At 58.4% G+C, this 20,877-nt stretch carries 18 protein-coding genes; 1 reads left to right on the top strand and 17 read right to left on the bottom strand.

Annotated elements, in window-relative coordinates; genetic code table 11:
• Positions 1 to 237: 237 nt before the first annotated feature.
• From IBT46_RS25480 to IBT46_RS25460, 5 genes are all read right to left on the bottom strand, one after another.
• On the bottom strand, positions 238 to 2,217 hold the full coding sequence (locus IBT46_RS25480) for a hydantoinase B/oxoprolinase family protein (protein ID WP_200547940.1): 1,980 nt from the start codon (positions 2,215 to 2,217) through the stop codon (positions 238 to 240).
• Positions 2,207 to 4,267 carry a hydantoinase/oxoprolinase family protein gene (locus tag IBT46_RS25475; RefSeq protein WP_200547939.1) on the bottom strand — a complete coding sequence of 687 codons (2,061 nt, stop codon included), beginning with the start codon at positions 4,265 to 4,267 and terminating at the stop codon, positions 2,207 to 2,209. The genes IBT46_RS25480 and IBT46_RS25475 overlap by 11 nt, the downstream gene beginning before the upstream one ends.
• A complete protein-coding gene (locus tag IBT46_RS25470) occupies positions 4,264 to 4,734 on the bottom strand; it encodes a GNAT family N-acetyltransferase (protein ID WP_105594854.1) in 471 nt (156 codons plus the stop codon). Before IBT46_RS25470 ends, IBT46_RS25475 begins: the two co-directional genes overlap by 4 nt.
• 694 nt (positions 4,735 to 5,428) lie before the next feature.
• Positions 5,429 to 5,824 (bottom strand): hypothetical protein, encoded by a 396-nt coding sequence (locus IBT46_RS25465; RefSeq protein ID WP_200547938.1) that lies wholly within the window; start codon positions 5,822 to 5,824, stop codon positions 5,429 to 5,431.
• A 447-nt stretch (positions 5,825 to 6,271) separates the two neighbouring features.
• Entirely contained in the window at positions 6,272 to 7,012 is a 741-nt protein-coding gene (locus tag IBT46_RS25460; protein ID WP_200547937.1) for an SDR family oxidoreductase, read from the bottom strand.
• Positions 7,013 to 7,310: 298 nt separating this feature from the next.
• Here IBT46_RS25460 and yajD point away from each other — a divergent pair, with 298 nt between their 5' ends.
• Positions 7,311 to 7,658: an HNH nuclease YajD gene (yajD, locus tag IBT46_RS25455; RefSeq protein ID WP_123329247.1), complete on the top strand. Its 348-nt coding sequence runs from the start codon at positions 7,311 to 7,313 to the stop codon at positions 7,656 to 7,658.
• A gap of 5 nt (positions 7,659 to 7,663) precedes the next feature.
• On the opposite strand, the gene IBT46_RS25450 is transcribed toward yajD, so the two are convergent.
• The 12 genes from IBT46_RS25450 to IBT46_RS25395 all read right to left on the bottom strand — a co-directional run bounded on the left by IBT46_RS25450 (position 7,664) and on the right by IBT46_RS25395 (position 20,857).
• Entirely contained in the window at positions 7,664 to 8,077 is a 414-nt protein-coding gene (locus IBT46_RS25450) for a type II toxin-antitoxin system YafO family toxin (RefSeq protein ID WP_200547936.1), read from the bottom strand.
• Positions 8,078 to 8,086: 9 nt separating this feature from the next.
• Complete coding sequence (locus IBT46_RS25445) at positions 8,087 to 8,683, bottom strand: hypothetical protein (RefSeq protein WP_200547935.1); 597 nt, start codon at positions 8,681 to 8,683, stop codon at positions 8,087 to 8,089.
• 561 nt (positions 8,684 to 9,244) lie between these two features.
• Positions 9,245 to 9,751, bottom strand: coding sequence for an Lrp/AsnC family transcriptional regulator (locus tag IBT46_RS25440; RefSeq protein WP_105594848.1), 507 nt, complete (start codon positions 9,749 to 9,751; stop codon positions 9,245 to 9,247).
• A gap of 195 nt (positions 9,752 to 9,946) precedes the next feature.
• Positions 9,947 to 11,263 (bottom strand): 4-aminobutyrate--2-oxoglutarate transaminase, encoded by a 1,317-nt coding sequence (gabT, locus tag IBT46_RS25435; RefSeq protein WP_200547934.1) that lies wholly within the window; start codon positions 11,261 to 11,263, stop codon positions 9,947 to 9,949.
• Between the two features lie 120 nt (positions 11,264 to 11,383).
• On the bottom strand, positions 11,384 to 12,511 hold the full coding sequence (locus IBT46_RS25430; protein ID WP_370569531.1) for a M20 aminoacylase family protein: 1,128 nt from the start codon (positions 12,509 to 12,511) through the stop codon (positions 11,384 to 11,386).
• 7 nt (positions 12,512 to 12,518) lie between these two features.
• A complete protein-coding gene (locus tag IBT46_RS25425; protein WP_200547932.1) occupies positions 12,519 to 13,445 on the bottom strand; it encodes a glyoxylate/hydroxypyruvate reductase A in 927 nt (308 codons plus the stop codon).
• Positions 13,445 to 14,293, bottom strand: coding sequence for a GNAT family N-acetyltransferase (locus tag IBT46_RS25420; protein ID WP_200547931.1), 849 nt, complete (start codon positions 14,291 to 14,293; stop codon positions 13,445 to 13,447). Before IBT46_RS25420 ends, IBT46_RS25425 begins: the two co-directional genes overlap by 1 nt.
• A 9-nt stretch (positions 14,294 to 14,302) precedes the next feature.
• Positions 14,303 to 15,634 carry an FAD-binding oxidoreductase gene (locus IBT46_RS25415; protein WP_200547930.1) on the bottom strand — a complete coding sequence of 444 codons (1,332 nt, stop codon included), beginning with the start codon at positions 15,632 to 15,634 and terminating at the stop codon, positions 14,303 to 14,305.
• Positions 15,635 to 15,772: 138 nt separating this feature from the next.
• Positions 15,773 to 17,437 (bottom strand): ABC transporter ATP-binding protein, encoded by a 1,665-nt coding sequence (locus IBT46_RS25410; protein WP_200547929.1) that lies wholly within the window; start codon positions 17,435 to 17,437, stop codon positions 15,773 to 15,775.
• Positions 17,434 to 18,285, bottom strand: a complete 852-nt coding sequence (locus IBT46_RS25405; RefSeq protein WP_200547928.1) for an ABC transporter permease — start codon at positions 18,283 to 18,285, stop codon at positions 17,434 to 17,436. The genes IBT46_RS25410 and IBT46_RS25405 overlap by 4 nt, the downstream gene beginning before the upstream one ends.
• Positions 18,285 to 19,238, bottom strand: coding sequence for an ABC transporter permease (locus IBT46_RS25400; protein WP_200547927.1), 954 nt, complete (start codon positions 19,236 to 19,238; stop codon positions 18,285 to 18,287). Before IBT46_RS25400 ends, IBT46_RS25405 begins: the two co-directional genes overlap by 1 nt.
• Positions 19,239 to 19,252: 14 nt before the next feature.
• Positions 19,253 to 20,857 carry an ABC transporter substrate-binding protein gene (locus IBT46_RS25395; RefSeq protein WP_200547926.1) on the bottom strand — a complete coding sequence of 535 codons (1,605 nt, stop codon included), beginning with the start codon at positions 20,855 to 20,857 and terminating at the stop codon, positions 19,253 to 19,255.
• Positions 20,858 to 20,877 lie beyond the last annotated feature (20 nt).

Below are 20,877 nucleotides of genomic sequence, written 5' to 3'. Positions count from 1 at the left end.
AACGCAGAAAGGAAGCCAGGATTCCCCCGCATGGACGCGGGGGAAAGGCGCAGCCGGGGCAGGACGCCCCGTCTGCGCCGGTTCGTCAGGCTGACGCACGCAGTGAAGGCACCGCATCGCGGCGCGAGGACAGGACCAGACGGGGGCACGGCCAGCCAGCGCGATCGCCGCGACTGACCGACAGCACCAACAACAGCCAGCGCTATCACCGATACTGTCAGGCAAAACGGTCCCCCGCTATGCCGCACTCAGCGCCGGAAACTGTGCCATCAGCCGGGCAAACAGCACCGCCATCTGCTCATCCAGCGGCAGATCGCTCCCCTCGCCCTTCTGTACCGCAGCAAATACCTGATGCTTAAGGAAATGACGCCACACCACCGGCCGCTCGGCAAGGAATGCGGTCAGCAGACGGTAGCGATCCTCCGTCCACAGCGCCTCAAAGCCTTCGCGCGCCGCCCCCACATCAAAATGCTTATCGCCAGCACCGGGCATTACCGCCCGCAATGCTTCGGTAGCAGACAGATCGATTTCACCGCGCTGCACCACCACGCCATACTGCTCGCGCGCCGCCTGCTCGCTGAGAAATCCACACTGCACGTCCCGCAGCACCGCCTGCGCATCGCGATCTTTTGCCGCGCCGTAACCACCCGCGCCCGGCCCTTTCACCGTCACCACATCTCCCGGCCCGCAGTGAATGACATCGGTATTGCCGTGCTCAATGACGCTGCCGTCGGGGCGCGTGGTGCGGAACCAGGAAGTGCTCCCCGCACGCCCACCCGCCACACCGGCGGAGGAAAACACCGAACGGTTGCGGTTACGCGCGGTAATAGTGGTATTCGGTGCGAACACCTCAAACGCCATCTCCGTGGCCAGCCCGCCTCGATACTTCCCGGCACCGGCGCTGTCCGCCGCCAGCCCGTAACGATGGAAGCGCACCGGCACTTCGGCCTCGTTGATCTCGATCGGTGTGTTCTTCAGGAACGCCGACAGCCCGCCGGAACCGTCCGGTCCGTCGTGTTTTGGCGTGCCGCCCGCACCGCCGCCGACCGGGCCAAGTGAAGCCACCACGGTTCGGTTCTGCGCATCCACGGTACGGATATTAATAATCGAATTACCGCCCGGCGAGTTAGCGGGCAGCCTGTCAGGCATCGCCAGAGAAAACGCCCCCACGGTGGCAATCTGCGACATCGCGCAGGTCAGCGAACGCATTCCCACCGCTGCCGGTGCCTCACAGTTCATTATCGTGCCCGACGGCAGAATAGCGCGTGTTGGCCGCAGAGTACCGGCATTCAGCAGCAGGGAACGGTCAAGAGTCGACAGCACATAGGTCACGCCAACCAGCGCCAGCGGGTGCCGCTCGCGGCCGCCGGTGGGCATATTCAGCGATGAAGCCAACTGCGGATCGCTGCCGGTGTAGTCCAGCTCCAGACTGTCGCCTTTGATCCGCAGAGTAATCGCGATGCGGCACGGATAGCCCCCCTCACCGTCTTCGTCTGCATAATCGGCATAGAAATATTCACCATCGGGAATGGTACTGATAATCGACCGTGCCTGCTGCTCGGCGTAGTCGAGAATGCCTTCAACACCGGTCAGGAAATCATCGATGCCGAAGCGGGCGATAATCTCCTGCACCTTACGTTCGCCGATATTCACCGAGGCAATCTGCGCGTTGAAGTCACCCCAGTTCTGATCCGGCGCACGCACGTTCAGCCGCATGATCTGCGCTACCGCCTCATTCATCTGGCCGCCGCTGATGATTTTCAGCGGTGGAATGCGAATACCTTCCTGCACAATCTCGGTCAGGGAGCGCGACAGTGAAGCAGGCACCGCACCGCCCACGTCGGTGTTATGAATATGGCCGACCACAAAGCAGACGATTTCACCCTGGTGGAATACCGGCTTCCAGATATGGATATCCGGCGAGTGGGTCGCCACATTTCCGGCATAGGAATCATTGGTGATACAGATATCCCCTTCCTGATAGCCGTCGATCAGCGCCAGCACCGGGCCGTAGTCAATCCCACTGTACCAGGGCGCGCCGAAGCTGCGCGGCGAGGCAAAGGCCAGCCCGTCGCGGCTGACGATCTGACAGGAAAAATCTTCCGTCTCTTTAACAAAGGTGGAATGCGCGGTGCGCATCAGCGTAAACGCCATCGCGTCGGCCGCGGCCGCACAGTAGTTGGCGAGGATCTGCAGGTTACGGCCATCAATTGCCATGATGTTCTCCGGAAACGGGGGTGATAATCAGGTTGCCAAAGCGGTCGACGTCGACCTGCATCTGCGGCGGTACGCAGGTGGTGCAGTCGTCCTGCGCGACGATAACCGGGCCGGTGAGCTGGTGCCCGGCGGCCAGCGTGGAGCGGGAAACCACATCCACCTGCCACCAGCGCCCGTCGATCCAGGCTTCCACCTGGCGCAGTACCTGCACCGGACCCTCGGCGGCGGCCAGCAGCTTCATCTGCGGTTTCGGCGTTGGCGAACTCAACACCAGCCGCAGGTTAATCAGCTGTACCGCCGCATGCTCATCGTGGTGGCCGAACAGGCGGGTGTGATGGGCATCAAAAGCCTGACGGATCGCGGCCAGATTACCCGCCCGCAGCCATTCTTCCTCCAGCGCCACGTCGATTTCAAACGACTGGCCGCGATAGCGCATATCGGCAGAGAAGCTCAGCCGGTACGGCAGATCGCCGCCGTACTCGCGCTGCAGCCAGCCTTCGGCTTCATCGCGCAACACGCCGCTGGCATCATGCAGTGCGGCACTGGCAGCCGGGTTCAGATCGCAGTAAAGCGTGTTGATAAAGTCGTTTTTGATATCGGCGACCAGCCCGCCCAGCGCTGACAGCACACCCGGCGTTGGCGGCACTACCACGCCTTTCAGCTTCAGTTCGCGCGCCAGGAAGCAGCCCATCATCGGCCCGGCACCGCCAAATGCGAGGAAGTAGAACTCGCGCGGATCGAGGCCGAAGCGGGATATCAGCCCGCTGGTGTCGCTGTACATGCTGGAAATCGCCAGCGCGATAATGTTTTCTGCCGTCTCTTCAATGCTGATGCCCAGCGGTTCGGCCAGTTTCTGCACCGCCGCCCGCGCCCCTGCTACATCGACCTGCACCGCGTTGTAGCCGAGATCGCCATGGCCGATCATGCCGCAGGCGGCAAAGGCATCGGTGGCGGTGGCTTCGGTGCCGCCGCGGCGGAAGCAGACCGGGCCAGGCAGTGAACCCGCGCTGTCCGGCCCAACCTGTAATACACCCAGGCTGTCGATCCAGGCAATCGAGCCGCCGCCCTGTCCCACCGAGGTGACGGAAACCGACGGAATGTAGATCGGGAAGTCGCCGATAATTTCACCGCTGCCGTATTCCGGACGACCGTCGATAATCACCGCCACATCGGCGCTGGTGCCGCCAATATCCAGGCTTAGCAGACGGTCAAAGCCGCAGTTTTCTGCAATATAGCTGGCACCGATCACCCCGGAAGCGGTGCCGGAAAGCACCATCTGTACGCATTCCGCTTTGGCCTGTGCCAGCCCCATCACTCCGCCGTTGGACTTGGTAATGCGTGGCGGTACAGGCACGCCCATCTCTTTAAGCGCCCGCTCGAACGAGTCGAGATAGTGGATGACCTTTGGCTGCACGTAGGCGTTGATCACGGCGGTGATGGTGCGTTCGTACTCACGAATAATCGGCCAGATCTCCGCCGAGCAGGAAGTCAGCAGATCCGGTGCCAGCTCAGCGACCAGTTCCCGCACCCGCGCCTCGTTGCCGCCGTTGCGATAGCTGTGCAGCAGCGAAACCACGATCCCCTCGCAGCCTGCCGCCCGCGCGCCGTCAATCGCCTCCACCACGCTTTGCCTGTCGACCTCCTGCAATACCCGGCCGTCACGATCGGTGCGTTCACGAATGGCGAAAACCCGGTCGCGGGAAATCAGCGGAGCCGGACGGCGTGAAAACAGATCGTGGATATGGGGGATCTTCAGGCGGGCCAGTTCCAGCACGTCGCAGAAACCGTCGGTGGCAAACAGCGCCAGCCGCACGCCTTTGCGCTGGATCACCGCGTTGACGCCGACGGTGGTGCCGTGGGTGAACGCGCTGATTTCCTGCGGCTGGATGCCGTCGCGCTCGCGGAACTGGGCAAGGCCGGTGGTAATTTCGCTGCCGGGGCTGTCGGGTCGCGACAGAACTTTTAGCGTTCGAATGCTGTTATCTCGCTCGTCCAGCACGGCAAAATCGGTGAACGAGCCGCCAATATCGACGCCAACGCGGTAACTCATGCGGTGTGATCCTCTGGGTGGGTGGGAATGAATTCCATCAATCGTTGTGGCTTTTCCACCGGCTGCCAGCCCGCGCGGCGATACACCTCATGGGCATCATCGGTGGCCAGCATCCAGCGTTTTACGGTTTTGAGTTCAGGGTGCTGCAAAATGCTGGCGGCAAACCAGCCGCCGAGCCCGTGGCCGCGCTGCGACGGGTCAATGATCACGTCGCTGAGGTAGGCAAAGCGGCTGTAGTCAGTGATCAAGCGGCCAAATCCCACCTGCTGGCCCCGGTGATAGATGCCGAAGCAGAGCGATCCCGCCAGGGCGCGCAGCGTTTGCGCCAGCGGCTGTCCTTTGGCCCAGTAGCTGTTTTCAGAAAGTTGATGGTGGACCCATGCCACATCCAGACGTTTTGGGTCGCTGCTGAGCAGATAGTCGTCGCGCTGCCATTCGGCAATGATGGGAACGAGCGGCTGTAGCATGGTGGCTCCTAACCTGTTTTTTGTGGGGATAAAATGAGTGTACGGTTTTTGGCGGCGGGATTTTTTTGTAACGGGGGGTGACTACGGCGTTTTGTGGGGAATTACGGGGGGGTGGGGAAATTTTCTGCGTCATCTGTCGATTTGATGGGGGATCGAGTTTGTAATTTAATGGGTTTAGTCGCCTGTGGTGACTGTGATAACGCTGGCGGTTGTTGGCCCCAGACGAGCTGGTAAGCTACCGATTCACCTGTCGATTTGATGGGGGATCGAGTCTGTAATTTAAAGGGCTTAGTCGCCTGTGGTGACTGCGATAACGCTGGCGGGTGGTGGTCCCCAACGGGGCGGGTCCTCGCGTCGCTTCGCGATTCCTTCACTTCAGTCGTCAGCCTGTCGGAACAACACAGACGGGGCGTCCTGCCCCGGCTGTGTTTTTTGGCCGCGTCCCTGCGGCCAAATCCTGGCTTCCTCTTTCCGTTCAGCGCTGTGGATTGCCCCTTTTGGGGCCACCATCCGTCTGCTGTTTGATTTCCAGGTTGCCTGCATAAAACCGATTGTTCATGGATGGATTTTTTAGTTGTCGGCGCAGAAGCAGAAGCAGAAGCAGAAGCAGAAAATATCGGGGTGAACGGCTGGAAAGTAAATCATCTTACAAGGGGCAGGAATATCGCCCCTTGTCATTAAACCCGAGGCCAGATTATGTCGGCATCGAGAAGGTGGTTACTTTATTAGTTTGCGGATCGATGGAGATGATGCAGATAGCAAAGTTACCGCCGAAACGATCTTTACGATCGGAAATTTGCAGATTGTAAGTTTCCGAGAATGACGTGTAGCCAGAAGAATTAGATTCATTCAGTTTAAAGCCCAGAATCTGTTCGAAATAGGTTCTGCTTTTACCAATGCTGGTCTTGCACTGTTCATTGGTGATTTTACCGGATTGTTTTACCGAGGCCGTGGTTTGCGTACCGGTGGTGCTGGTGCTATTGGTATTGAGCGCCGCATTGACCGCTTTCATTTTTTCGCCAACGGTCTGCTGGAAATCAGCGCAGGATGTAGAGAGTAGAACCATGCCGCAGAGGAGTAGCTTTTTCATTGTATTCCTTACAATATTTAACGTTATTTTCAGCGAAACAGTATAATTTTTACAAAATCCTTACTCCAGAATAAAAATTCCTGAAAAATCCGAAAATCAATCGACAACCACCAACTAATAACATCGGTAAACTTTTTCAATTGAAATTTTCACATCTCTGAATTTTAACTCTCTTTCTCGATCGCCTGATCTGCACTGGGAGAGAATATATTGGTACGGGTTACAGAAATGGCTGTAAAAGTGGCATTCTCTGCTGCGGCGTTATTAAGATAAAACTATTTAAATAGCCACCGCTGGCGAATGGCGGAATGCTAAAAATAATTTCTGCCGAATGGATATCAGAGATAGTTGATGCAGGGGATCGCGTTCAGGTTCTACTAAGTGTTTATCGCAAACGGCGTAAATACAAATACTTAAGTCTGATGCGGCATAAAATCAGACGTTACGTCAGTAATGCACCAGGCCGCCATCCACCGCGTACTGGCTTCCGGTCACGTAAGAAGCGTCGTCGGATAGCAGGAAAAGCGCGACGGCGGCGGCTTCTTCTGCTGTCCCTGCCCGCCGCAGCGGTACCTGGCTGACCACGAAATCCTCAAACTGCTGGCGGGACTCCTCCGGCATAAAGTGCCTGAAATTGGTTTCAATCGGGCCGGGAACCAGCGTATTCGCCCGAATATTGCGCGCGGCCAGCGCAGCGGCCCAGCTTTTCACCATCGCCACCGTTGCGCCCTTGGTCGCAGCATACAGACTGGTCATCGCCGCGCCTTCATAAACCGAAGATGACGAGGTAACCAGGACGGATGCGCCAGGATTTAGTGAGGCGGACAGTGCAGCTAACTGAAGCATCGGCCCGCGAACATTGGCATTCATCATCCGGTTAAAACCATCGGCCGTAACGGACTCCGGCGCACCTACCTCCGCGTAACCGGCATTCAGCCACAGTCCGTCCAGCGATCCCCACTCGCTGACGGCCGCCGCCAGCGCAGCGATATCTTCTTCATCGGCGGCATCATTTCTCAGGATCAGCGTGTTGCCCGGTAACAGGCTGCGGGCTTTCGCCAGGCGATCTTCATTCAAACCGGTGATAGCCACCTGCCCTCCTTCGCTGGCAATGCGCAGCGCGCCGGCCAACCCCATACCGCTGCTCCCGCCGGTGATTAGAATGCGTTTGCCCTGAAATCTGCTCATGATGGCCTCCTCTTTTCATTTACCTTGTTTGCCACCTTACGAAACTTCCATAGCTGCCGTCATCTGTTTCACCACGTGACATTTTTACGCTGGATACTTATTTTTTATCCTGCTGCCAGGAATCAGGGTTCATCACTTTACCGAATTATCGAAACTGAAGTTCAGGCATTACGGACTCTGGTGAAGGTCATTAAAATCAGGGTTCGTACGGCATACTTCATTTATCCTTACTCTCAATAATGAGGTATATTGGCGGCACTATTCTGAATTCATCGTTCTATCACAGGTAACATCGGCAATGGCTTTTATCCCTAAAAACTACGCGCGGCTGGAAAGCGGCTACCGTGAGAAAGCACTCAAAATTTATCCGTGGGTCTGCGGCCGCTGTTCACGCGAGTTTGTCTATTCCAACCTGCGCGAACTGACGGTTCATCACATCGATCACGATCATACCAATAACCCGGAAGACGGCAGCAACTGGGAGCTGTTGTGCCTGTACTGCCACGATCACGAGCACTCGAAGTACACCGAAGCAGACCAGTACGGCACCACGGTAGTAGCGGGTGAAGATGCGCAAAAAGATGTCGGTGAGGCCACTTACAATCCGTTTGCCGATCTGAAGTCGATGCTGAATAAGAAGAAATAGGGTACTTACGGATTTTCAAGCGTTTGAAACGCCTGAGCATGGAATGCTATATCAGCCATAATTTTTATGTCTTTGGCTAGCGAATGAGCGTTCTGAGGGAAGATAGCCAACAGGCTGTAAATATCCTGAAACTTCGCGTGCTGGGTATAATTCAGTGCGCGATCGCTTGTGCGGTTGTACCGATTACGAGAACGTGTTCTTTCCTCTTTGGTAAGCAGGAGGTGAACGTGGTAAACGCGCGATGAAACGATGGCATCCGGTGCCGTGTAAGGGCCATCTTTTCCAAATACATCCGGAAATGTACCAAAACCTTTGAAGGCGATGAAATCGCGTAGTAAGGAGTCTTTCAGACCCGGCATTATCCCAAATACCGGCTCGAGGAATCTGGCGTGGCTGTCACAATTCCATGTGACCTTCATTGAGTGACCTCAGTTGAATGTGGTGAAATTGGCGAACAGATTCACGTCAATTAATCCCGTTTGTGAGTCAGAAATTTCAACATTGCTAAAACACTGATCCAGAATCATCAGCAAATCAGAAATGGCTATTCGGTATTCGGTGATCGAATCGCTCAGGCGTTTCAGATAAGGGTGTGGTCGACTGGCATCACGAATAAGTTTATTAACATAGCCTTCTAAACCACGTACGGTGAGATCAACGTTCTTCAAGTCCTCGTAGCGACTTTTTCCAAAGTTCTCACGTATTTTTTCTGCACTCCAATCATGAACAGAGTGAGTTAACCTGACATTCCTGGATGTCAGCTCCGCAAGTTCATTTTCAATCCCGTTCAGATGAGCCGCAACCTCGTTCTCGTGAACGAAAAATGCGTTCAGACCTATATGATCCTGAACCCTGAAACCAGTATATTTAGTTGTTAACGAACCGCGTAACCGACGGAAAGCGTGATGTTTTACAATATGTTTAGGTCCAGATGCGACCAGCTGAACACGAGAAAAACCCGAGGTTACGGCAGCAAGGGCATTGCTAATAACACTCATATCTTCCTGGCAATGTTCTGAACGCATAAAAACCTCAACTTAAAATCTATCCGTTGTTCAGTGTACGCCGTGTAGATGAAAGCGACAAACGCAAGAAGTGACAAAAGAGCGATGCCTCGCAACATCGCCACTAAGTATCACAAAAAAGATGCAGAATTATATTCATCAGTTTAACGCGAGATAAAACAAAGCAGGGTTGCCAATCTGGCTGGTACATGCTGATTGCTTTTATTCATTTCACAGCAATGAGAGTGGAACCGGAGAAGCCAGCTTTCTGCCACTGCCAGCCAGACTTGCGCATCAGAACCAGCAACAAAAGCAGCAAGCACACACTTCGAGGGGGATCGGCCTCTGCGGCTGGCGGGCAATCCGCAGCACTCAGGTGTAGGCAGCTGGCCAGGAGCCGCCAACAGGGAAGTTGGCGGCAGGCGAAGTCGGGTCAGGGATGACACGTCTTCGCCGATCCGTGCGGCCGGATGCCGTAACCGAAGGCACCGCAAAGCGGCGCGAGGACCGCCCGGCAGCCGCAGAGGCCGAAGCCCTGCCACCCATGCCGCAGCTAACCAGCTAACCAGCCAATCAGCCAAATCAAAACTCAACCTGTGTATGACGCGTAATCAGCGAACGCAACGGCACGCTGCTTTTCATAATCGGTGACTTAATCACAATATAACTAAAGTACTTATCAATCCCCACCTTCGCATCCAGCAACCCTTCTATCACTTCCTGATAATGCTCAATACTGCGGGTGATAAACCTTAACAGATAGTCATAACCGCCGGTGATCAGATGGCACTCCATCAGCTCATCAACCTCGCGGATAGCGTTCTCAAACTTCATAAAATCTTCGCGACGATGGCCGGAAAGGGTCACCTCGGTAAACACCGTCACCGAATCCGTAATCTTGGTCAGATTAATGTGGGCTTCATAGCCGGTGATAAACCCGGCGGTTTCCAGGCGCTTGACGCGCTGCAGACAGGGGCTGGGCGACAGCCCAACGGCATCGGCAAGATTCACATTGCTGATACGGCCATCTTTTTGCAGCTGCACCAGAATGTTGATGTCGATACGGTCCAGTTTCATTAAGCCGTTCATAACCGCCCTCATTGTTACTACATTGTCACAACCCTTCCCTATCCACCGCGCAGTAGGATGTTCTGCGCGTCAGATATTTCAGGTAATTTCCAATGGTATAGCACGCTTTCTGCAACTTACGCCAGCGATTTACCGTGCCATACCATCCAGCCGTTATTATCAATAAATACAATAATATCAATGAGGAACTGTCGTTCAGCCCAGTCGACCCGTTGCACGAGCCAGTGCAATATCAAAGATATGCAGCGCTTCTTCCAGCTGCGAATCACTGGTCACCAGCGGCGCAAGGAAACGCACGGTATTGCGATGCAGACCACACTTGATTAACAGCAGGCCTTCCTGGCAGGCGCAATCCAGAATTTTCTGCGTCAGCGCCGCATCCGGCTGCCCGGTTTCGAAATCGATGATTTCCACCGCCTGCATAAAGCCGATGCCACGCACTTCGCCGATACAGGCGTATTTATCCGCCAGCTGGCGCAGGCGCGCATTCAGGTGTTCACCAAGCTGGTTGGAGCGCTCGAGCAGGTTGTCGTGTTCCAGCAGATCCAGTACCGCCAGCGAGGCCGCGCAGGCCAGCGCGTTACCGCCGTAGGTGCCGCCCAGGCCACCCGGTGTCGGTGCGTCCATGATCGCCGCTTTACCGACCACGCCGGAAATCGGCAGGCCGCCGCCAAGACTTTTCGCCACGGTCACCAGATCCGGCACAATACCGGTGTGCTGGAAACCAAACATCTTGCCGGTACGGCCAAAGCCGGTCTGTACTTCATCGCAGATCAGCAGAATGCCGTGGCGTTGAGTGATTTCGCGCAGCGCCTGCATAAAGCTCGGGGACGCCGCCAGGAAGCCGCCGTCGCCCTGCACCGGTTCGATAATGATGGCCGCTACCCGCTCCGGCAGGATCTGCACCGCGAACAGGGTATCCAGCGCCTTTAAGCAGTCCGCTTCGGAAATATTGTGGAAGGCATTCGGGAACGGCACGCGGTAAACATCGCCCGGGAACGGACCGAAGTTCTGTTTATACGGCTGGCTCATCCCGGTCAGGGTCACGCCTAATAACGTACGACCGTGGAAGGCACCGTCAAAAGCAATCACGCCAGGGCGGTTAGTGTGTGCGCGGGCAATCTTCACCGCATTTTCTACGGCTTCTGCACCGCTGGTGAAAAATACGCTTTTAAATTCTTCACCGGCACCGACTAATTTATTCAGGCGCTTTGCCAGTTCGATATAGCCCGGATAGGCAGCCACCTGGAAACAGGCGTGGGAAACCAGCTGCAGCTGTTCGGTAACGGCATTCACTACCGCCGGGTGATTGTGGCCAACGTTTAATACGCCGATACCACCAACGAAATCTAAATAGCGATTTCCTTCCACATCCCACACTTCCGATCCTTTGCCTTTGGCAATCACAATCGGGTGTGCGGTTACTACGCCGCGCGGAACGTTCTCTGCGCGGGTATCCAGTAACAGTGCGTTATCAGAAAATGTCTGCTGCTCAGCCAGTAAATTATGCATTTCTTTGCCTCTTTGACGTGAAAATTGTATTTGCCAAGTATCGCAATAAGCCATGGGGGTAAGCTGCCGTTGATGGACCGGCAGCAGCATTAACTTTCGTAATTCGGGCTAATCTGTCGGTTATATTTTTACGCCGAGCGTTTCCTGAACAACGGCACGGAACCAGCGAATGCCATAAGGGATCAGCGCATCGTTAAAATCATATTCTGAATGATGCAGCGGGCGGCTGTCGGCGGAGCCAAGCCACAGATATGCCCCCGGTTTCGCCTGCAACATAAAGGAGAAATCTTCCGAGGTGAGCGCAGGTTTTACCGCTTCGCCGTGTTCCAGCCCCGCCCGACGCGCAGCGCGTAATGCCACCGCCGCCTCTTCAGCGCTGTTAATGGTTGCCGGATAGTAGCGCTCGTATTTCACCGTTGCCGTCAGACAGTGCGCGGCGGCCACACTGGCGGCCAGTTCATGCATGCGGCGTTCAATGGTGTCCTGCACTGCGCTGTCAAAGGCGCGCACCGTGCCGCTGAGCGTGGCTTCCGCCGGGATCATATTGTGCGAGAAACCGCCGTTGATCCGCGTCACGGTTAACACAGCCGGATCGCACGGGTCGAGGTTGCGGCTGACGATGGTATGCAGCGCCACCACCAGCTCGCTGGTCGCCAGCAGGGTATCCGGCGTCAGCTGCGGCTGCGCGGCATGCCCGCCGCCACCGTGAACGGTAATGCTGAACGCATCTCCGGCCGCCATAATCGGCCCGGGTCGGGTCTGCACCACGCCGAGCGGCAGCTGCGGCCAGTTATGAATGGCGTAGACCGCATCGCAGGGAAATCTGGTAAACAGACCGTCTTCGATCATCGCCTTCGCCCCGGCCTGCCCTTCTTCCGCCGGCTGGAAGATAAAATTCACCGTGCCGTCAAAATCAGGATTCGCGGCCAGCTGCGCGGCGGCACCCAGCAGCATCACCGTATGGCCGTCGTGGCCGCAGGCGTGGCAGACGCCCGCCGTCTGGCTTTTCCACGGCTGGCTGCCGAGATCGTTCATCGGCAGCGCATCCATATCGGCACGCAGGCCGATTGCACGCGTACTGCTGCCGCGCTTCAGTACGCCCACCACCCCGGTTTTACCGATACCGCGATGCACCTCAATACCCAGATCCTCCAGGAATTCGGCGACGATAGCCGCGGTACGGTGCTCGTTGTAGGCCAGTTCAGGGTGAATATGCAGATCGCGGCGCAGCGCGACCAGCTGAGAAATGTCCATATCAGTATCCTTTTTCCCGGTCGACCAGGCCGACCATGGTTTCTCCGCGTTCAAAGCGGCGAATATTCTCCAGCAGCGCAACCACGGCGCTTTCCGGCTGGGTCTGGCTGGCGATATGCGGCGTCAGCCAGATCTGCGGATGCTGCCAGAAGCGATGCCCGGCGGGCAGCGGCTCGGGAACGGTAACGTCGATGACCGCCGCCGCCAGATGCTGTTCATCCAGCGCAGCCAGCAGTGCGTCGTGATCGAGCTGAGGTCCCCGCCCCACCTGAACCAGCGAAGCACCACGCGGCAGCTGGCGGAACAGGTCGGCGTTCAGAATGCCTTCGGTACTGGCTGTCAGCGGCAGCAGGCAGATCAGAATATCGGTGCGCGCCAGGAACTCACTCAGCTGCGCTTCACCGGTCCAGCAGCGGACGCCGGGCAGATCGCGCGGGCTGCGGTTCCAGCCGCCGCAGTCAAAGCCCATCGCCACCAGCGGTTTCAGCACCGCCTCGCCGAGGTTGCCCAGCCCCATCACGCCGATGCGGCAGTCGGCAGCGGATCGCATACTGTGCGCCTGCCAGATTTCCTCGCGCTGCTGTTGCAGGTAGCGCGGCATATCGCGGTGCAGGCCGAGCACGGCAAAAGTCACGTACTCCACCATCCCCTGCGTCAGTCCCGGCTCGATCATCCGCACCACCGGCAGTGACGGCGGCAGGCTGGCGTAATCAAACTGATCCGCTCCGGCACCCACCGAGAACAGCACCTTCAGATTAGGAAACTGCTGCATGATGTTTTCCGGCGGCTGCCAGGCCACCAGGTACTCCACCTCTTCGGCGTTACCTACCTCCGGCCACTGGCGGAAGCTGGCACCGGGTGCCAGTTCCGCCAGCAGAGAGGCCCACTTACGGCCGCGTTCGGGCTCCGATTTATAAACAATATTCATTACGCCATCGCCTGCGTCATCAGCGCGAACGCCTGCATGCCGCCGCTTTCCGGCTGCCAGACGTCCCCTTTATACATAGTGACCGGGGCGTCCACTTCCCCCAGCCCCAGCTCGTTCAGCCACGGCCCCAGGCCCGTTGCACGATCGGTATCGATGCGCACAAACTGGCCGCTGACGCCGCTGAGCAGTTCACCGATCAGCGCCTTCGCGCTCTGTGCGCTGCGGGCCACCACCGGACCAATCGCATAGCCGTGACCGAAGCGGCGCAGGCAGGCGAAACCGGCAGGCGCACCGTTCTCTTCCAATACAAGGAAACGCTCGGCGCTGTCCAGCAGGTTGGCAATCAGCAGCGGACGATGCTGGCCCAGCGTCTGGCGGTCCAGCGCGGTCAGCAGTGCGGCATCCTGAGGTGCCGCAGCACGCAGCCGCTGGCCGGGCGCGCAGGCCGGGGCGCTAACCATCGGCAGCTCGCGGCACTGATGCTGCTCAATGTGCCCGGTGGCAACAAAACCGAGTTTTTCATACAGCGGCTTACCCGCTTCGGTGGCGTGCAGGCGAATGTTGCTGCCCGCCAGTTTATCCATTCCCATCTGCATCAGCTGGCGGCCAATGCCGCGGCCCTGCTGGGCATCGTCAACGATCACCAGCCCAAGGGTGGAATAGTCACGCCCCCAGCGCCAGCAGAGGATGGTGCCAATCACTTCGCCATTTTCCTGCGCCACGATCCCTTCCCCCAGCAGCAGCGCCTGCTGCCAGTCGGCGCGGCGGTGCGGCCACTTGAGTCTCTGGGTCAGCGCAAAGGCGGCATCCAGATGGGTTTCATTCATCGCTACGAATTCAATTGTCATCGTCGTTCCTTACATCATGCCCGGCGCGTTAAGGCCGGAACCGTCAACCAGTCGCTCATAGCGATACGGGGTCGCATCCACAATCGGTGTATCGCCGTTGGCAAGATCGGCAGCCAGGCGGCCTGCCCCCGGCCCGATACCGAAGCCGTGCGCGCTGTAGCCCGCCGAGATAATCAGCCCCGGCAGTTTACCGACGTGAGAAATGACCGGCACCGCGTCCGGCGTGCTGTCAATCATGCCGCCCCACGCCTGTTCCAGCTGGATTTTGCCCATCGCCGGGTACTCTTTACGCATGGCGTCGATGCCTTCCTGCACCATCGCCATATCCGGGCGCGGGTCGAGAATGCGGATTTTTTCAAACGGCGAGGTGCCGTCCATCTGCCAGCGGCCGAACGCTTCCGGGCCGTTGAAGAACGGGCTGAGGCCCAGATTAAGCGTCAGGTTTTTGCGCCGCGCCTTGAAGGTCGGATAGAACTGGCGGGCATAGCGCAGCCCCTGTGCGCCCGGCTCCAGACGACCACGGCCGGAGACCGACATGGTGTAGCTGCCGTCCATCTGCGGGCGACAGGCGAAGCCCGGGGTATACAGCGGCAGCGCAATCGCCTGCTCAATCGGTTTAGTGCGGAACGCAGTGCCGATCACGTTGCCGAGCGGCAGATCGATACCGTGGCGGCGGCAGAACATTGAGGTCCAGGCCCCGCCCGCGCAGATCACCCGGCCGGTTTTAATCAGCCCGCGCTCGGTCCACACGCCGCTAACGCGCCCGCCGGAAATATCCAGCCCGCGCACCGCGCACTGCTGAAACACTTTCGCGCCGAGCTTCTGCGCGGCAATGGCCAGGCCGGGTGCCGCCAGCGACGGTTCGGCGTGGCCGTCGGTCGGCGAATGCACGCCGCCCAGCCAGGCGGTGGTGCTGCCCGGCGTCATCTCTTTGGCACGGGCGGCGGTGAGAATTTCACTGCTGAAGCCGTAGGTTTTCGCCATCTGGTTCCACTTTTCCCAGGCGTTGATATCGTCCTGATTACGGGAGGCGTAAACCAGCCCGCTGCGGCGGAAACCCAGCTCTTCGCCGGTTTCACCCGCCAGCTCATCCCAGCGCTGTAGGGCATAAATGATCAGCGGCAGCTCGCGCTCGTCGCGGTTCTGCTGACGGCACCAGCCCCAGTTGCGGCTCGACTGTTCGCCGCCGACCAGGCCCTTTTCAATCAGCACCACGCTGACGCCTTTTTTGGCCAGCTCGTAGGCGGCGGCCGCTCCGGCAATACCGGCGCCGATCACCACCACATCCACTTCCGGCGGGAAGTAAGGACTGTCCTGTACGTATCGTATCGGTGCGGGCATGTTCTCTGTTACCTCTAAAAAAGTGGTTTAACGGGGCGTCCTCAACGATGGACTCTCCCCGCAATCAATCAGTCACGTTAGCGGCGATGGCCTGATACAGGTATTGCCTGTTCAGACCACCGCGCTGTCGGTCATCATTCAGAGCGCGATATCGCTCTCTTCGTGCTCATCCAGCCAGCCCTGGCGCAGTTCCGGCACTGCGCGCTTCAGCCGCTCGTAGTACAGCTCGGTGGATGGCTTGTCGTAATCTTCACGCGCGACCTGCGTCACCATGCGGCCATTTTTCACCACGATAATCTCGTCACACACTGAACGAACGGCGTGCAAATCATGGCTGATAAACAACACCGACAGGCCCAGCTCACGGCGCAGCTCGGTGATCAGATCCAGCACCGCCGCCGCAACCACGGTATCCAGCGCGGATGTCACCTCGTCACAGAGGATCAGGTCCGGTTCGGCCGCCAGCGCGCGCGCAAGGTTCACGCGCTGCTTCTGACCGCCGGAGAGCGACCACGGACGACGCCACAGTACGCTGCGCGGCAGGCGAACCAGATCCAGCAGCTCCAGCATTCTGCGCTCCAGCGCCGGGCCGCGCAGGCCGTGGAACAGTTTCAGCGGCCGCTTGAGGATGGTTTCAATACTGTGCGCCGGGTTCAGCGCGGTATCGGCCATCTGGAACACATACTGAATGCGACGCAGCTCGTTTTCCGGCCGCTTGTGCATATCGCCTTCGATATAGTGACCGTTAAACAGAATGTGGCCGCCGCAGGGCTTGTTCATCCCGGCAATCGCATGGGCCAGGGTGGTTTTCCCCGATCCGGACTCACCGATAATACCGATGGCCTGGCCGCGGTACAGGCTGAAGTTGATATCCTGCAAAATTTTCACTTTCGGCTGGCCCTCGGCGTCCAGCGGACCATAGCCCGCCGACAGCTCGCGTACCTGCAACAGCGGCTGCTCGGCTTCGCTGGCCGACAGCCACGGGCTAAGGCGTGGTTTCTGCCGGGCGGCTTCCAGCAGCTGATGGCTGTACTCGGCCTGCGGCGCACGCAGCAGCTGCTCGGTGGTGCCGTATTCGGCGATATTGCCCTTCAGCAGCACCAGAATTTTATCGGCCATCTGCGCCACCACCGCCAGATCGTGGCTGACGTAGATGGCGGTGGTGCCGCGCTGGCGCACCACGCGGCGGAAGGTTTTCAGCACTTCCACCTGGGTAGTCACATCCAGCGCGGTGGTGGGTTCATCGAGGATCACCACGTCCGGGTCGCTGATCAGCGCCATCGCGGTCATCAGGCGCTGCAGCTGGCCGCCCGAGACCTGGTGCGGATAGCGCTCGCCGATGGTTTCCGGGTTCGGCAGTGCCAGCTCGCGGAACAGCTCCACCGCTTTTTTCTCAGCATCGGCGCGCTTCATCACCCCGTGGATGACGACCGGTTCCACCACCTGGTCCATAATTTTCATCGCCGGGTTAAACGAGGCCGCCGCGCTCTGTGCGATATAGGCGACTTTATTTCCGCGAAATTGGCAAAGCTGGGATGGCGTGAGCGAGGTGACGTCGGTGCCGGCCACGTGCACGGTACCGCCGGCGATCTGGCAGCCGTGGCGGGCATAGCCCATCAGCGCCAGCGCGATGGTGGTTTTGCCGGAGCCGGACTCACCGATCAGCGCCAGCACTTCCCCTTTCTGTACGGTAAAACGAATATCGGAAACCAGGGTGATTTCCCGGCCGTCGTCGCTGTTGGCCGTCACCTTCAGGTTTTCGACGGACACCATCGGCGTGGCGCTGTGTGGCGTAATATTCATGCGGTCCCCTTAGCCAGCGTCAGCGGGCGCATTGCCTGCAGGCTGTCGATAAACAGATTGGCACTGATAGTCAGGCTGGCAATCGCCACCGCTGGCATCAGCACCGCCGGGGAGCCGTCAAACAGCCCCTGAAGATTTTCACGCACCAGCGTGCCCCAGTCGGCATACGGCGGCTGCACGCCCAGGCCGAGGAAGCTCAGGCCGCTGAGCATCAGCACGATGTAGACAAAACGCAGGCCGAAGTCAGTCAGCATCGGGTGCAGCATATTCGGTAAAATATCGTGGATCGCCACGTAAAGGCGGCTCTCGCCGCGCAGTCTTGATGCCTGCACGTAGTCCATTGAACGCAGGCTGGACGCCATGGCGTAGGCAATACGGTAGGCACCCGGCCAGTAGGTGATCACCGCCGTCAGGATCAGCATCGGCAGCGATGAACCGAACACCGCAACGATCATCAGCGCCAGAATTTTCCCCGGCAGCACCAGCATCGCATCGTTGATACGGCCCAGCACCTCTTCCAGCCAGCGACCGGCGACCGCAGCCAGCAGCGCCAGCAGCGTACCCACCAGGCTGGCAAGAACGGCGGCCGTCAGCGCCAGGCCAATCGAGTAGCGTGCGCCAACCAGCACGCGGCTGAAGATATCGCGGCCCAGATAGTCGGTGCCAAACCAGAACTCCCGGCTGATATCGCCAAACAGCGGACCGGCACCGATATCCTCGACGTTATGCGGGGCCAGCGAGCCACCGAATATCGCCATAACGATCCAGAACAGGGCGATCAGCAGGCCAATGCGGCCGCTGATGTTGAGAGATTGAAAGAAGCGCCACGGCAGCGTGAGTGTGTTCATCAGCCCCTCCACTTAGGATTAAACGCAATGGTCAGCACATCCGCGGCCAGCAGCAGCACCAGGTAGCAGCAAGCGAAGAACATCACGCACAGCTGGACCACGGGCAGATCGCGGTTGCTTACCGCATCCACCAGCTGGCTGGCGACGCCAGGATAGCTGAAGATGCTTTCGATAATGATTACCCCGCCGAACAGATAGGACAGGCTCAGCGAGATGGCGTTGGCAATCGGCCCTACGGCATTAGGCAGCGCGTGCCGCAGCATGGCGCGCAGCGGCGAAACACCTTTCAGCAGGGTCATTTCCAGGTAAGGGCTGTCCATCTGGTTGACGATGGCGGCGCGGGTCATACGCGCCATCTGTGCCACCACTACGCAGCACAGCGTCACCACCGGCAGCGCGAAGGTGCGCAGGAAACCAAGGAAATCCTGGTGGGTGGAACCCAGCGACATCGCCGGGACCCACTGTAACTTCACCGCAAAAATCAGCACGGCAACGGTCGCCACCAAAAACTCCGGTACTGCCACCACCGACATGGTGCCGACCACTAACGCGCGGTCCAGCATCGAACCGCGTTTCATGGCTGCGGTGATGCCGATAAACAGCGCCACCGGCACCGACACCACGGTGGTGGTGGCCGCCAGCTGGAAGGTCGCCGGAATACGCTGCGACACCAGCTGGCTGACCGGCAGATTACTGGCGAACGAGGTACCAAAATCGCCCTGAAGCATTCCGGCCAGCCAGCCGAAGTAACGCGCAATCAGCGGCTGATCCAGACCCAGCTGTTGGCGCAGCGCCGCCACCGTTTCCGGGGTAGCTGACTGGCCAAGGATCATTTGTGCTGCATCGCCCGGCAGCATGCTGGTGATAAAGAACACCAGCATTGAGACGATCAGCAGCGTAAGAAAACCCGACCCTACGCGCCGGAATATCAGTTTGAAAATGTACCGATTCATCGCCGTTCTCCATATCAGGAAGCGAGCCAGGCAAACTCGTGGAAGCGATAGCCCATCATCATTCCTGACGGCCAGGCCTCAACCCCTTTCACTTTGTTACTACAGCCGTCCATCGAACTGATAAAGGCCGGGATCAGCGTGCCACAGTTGTCATACACCAGCTTCTGCATGTCGCCATACATCTGCTTGCGTTTGCCCTGGTCGCTTTCGCCACGCGCGGCGGCCACCAGCTGGTCGAACTGCTCGTTTTTCCAACCGGACTCGTTCCACGGCGCGGTGGAAAGGTAGAACTGGGAGAACAGCATATCCAGCGTCGGGCGCGGGTTGACCGAGCCGTAACCCACCGGATCTTTCATCCAGTGTGATGACCAGTAGCCGTCATACGGCACGCGACGCACGGAGACGTTCAGACCGGCCGAGCGGGCAATCTGCTGGATCAGCTGGCCACCCTCAACGGCCCCTTCGATGTTCGGCGTGGTGATGATTTCCACTTTCGCGCCGACCATGTTGGCTTTTTTCAGGTGGAACTTCGCTTTGTCGATATCCAGCGGACGCTGCGGCAGCTCTTTGTTGAACATCGGATGCCACGGCGGAACCGGAGTATCGTTACCGACATCGCCGAAGCCCTGCAGCACGGTTTTGACGATCATTTCGCGCGGCTGTAGATACTTCATCGCCAGCACGAAGTCGGCGTTATTGCCCGGGGTGGTATCGGTGCGGATGATCAGGTCGCTGTACATGCCGGATTTACTTTCCAGCACGTTGAACTTGCCGTTCTGCTTCAGGCGCTTGACGTCGTTGGCCGACAGGGTCGACACCATTTGCAGATCGCCGGACATCAGGGCATTCACGCGCGCGGCCGGATCGGTCACGCCCATCAGTTCCACTTCGTCCAGGCGCGGCAGGCCCGGCTTATAGTAATTTTTGTTTTTGCTGCCGACGGTGCGCACACCCGGCTGGAACTCTTTCAGGGTGAACGGACCGGTACCGATGGCTTTAGTAAAGTCTTTGGTGCCGTCCGGTACGATCAGGAAGGAGCTGGTCGCCAGAATTGACGGCAGGTCGAAGTTGGCCTGCTCCAGCACGATCTGCACTTCAGACGGGCTGACCGCTTTGAATTCTTTCATCTGTCCGGCCAGGGTGATGGCCGTTGACGCCACCGCCGGATCTTTATGGCGGCTCAGGGAGTAAATCACGTCTTCTGCGGTCAGCGCCTTGCCGTTGTGGAAGGTCACGCCCTGGCGCAGTTTCACCTGCCAGGTCAGACCGTCGCTGCTTTCAATGCTTTCCGCCAGCGCAGGCTGCGCCTTCAGGTCTTTATCCAGTTCGGTCAGGCCGCTGTAGAACATAAACAGACGGCAGTAGTCGCCGCTGTTGCTGCCTTTGGCCGGATCGAGCGTGTCGCTGGCCGAGGCATTAGCGACCGCTGCACGCAGCTTGCCGCCCAGTACCGGGGTTTCGGCCGCATAGCTGAACTCCGGGAAGCCAATCAGGCCGGTGCTCATCACCGCGCCCGCCGACAGCAGTTTCATCATGCTGCGGCGAGAGAGAGACACATCCGTAATGGCCTGGGTTAAGGACGGGTTGGCATGGCTAAATTCTTTGCGAAATTTACTCATCAGTACACCCCTAAAGCGTT

It is taken from the genome of Erwinia sp. S38, assembly GCF_016624545.1.
Lineage (GTDB): Bacteria > Pseudomonadota > Gammaproteobacteria > Enterobacterales > Enterobacteriaceae > Erwinia > Erwinia coffeiphila.
Note: the sequence above shows the minus strand (reverse complement) of the source record. Positions and strands in the feature narration are given on the sequence as shown.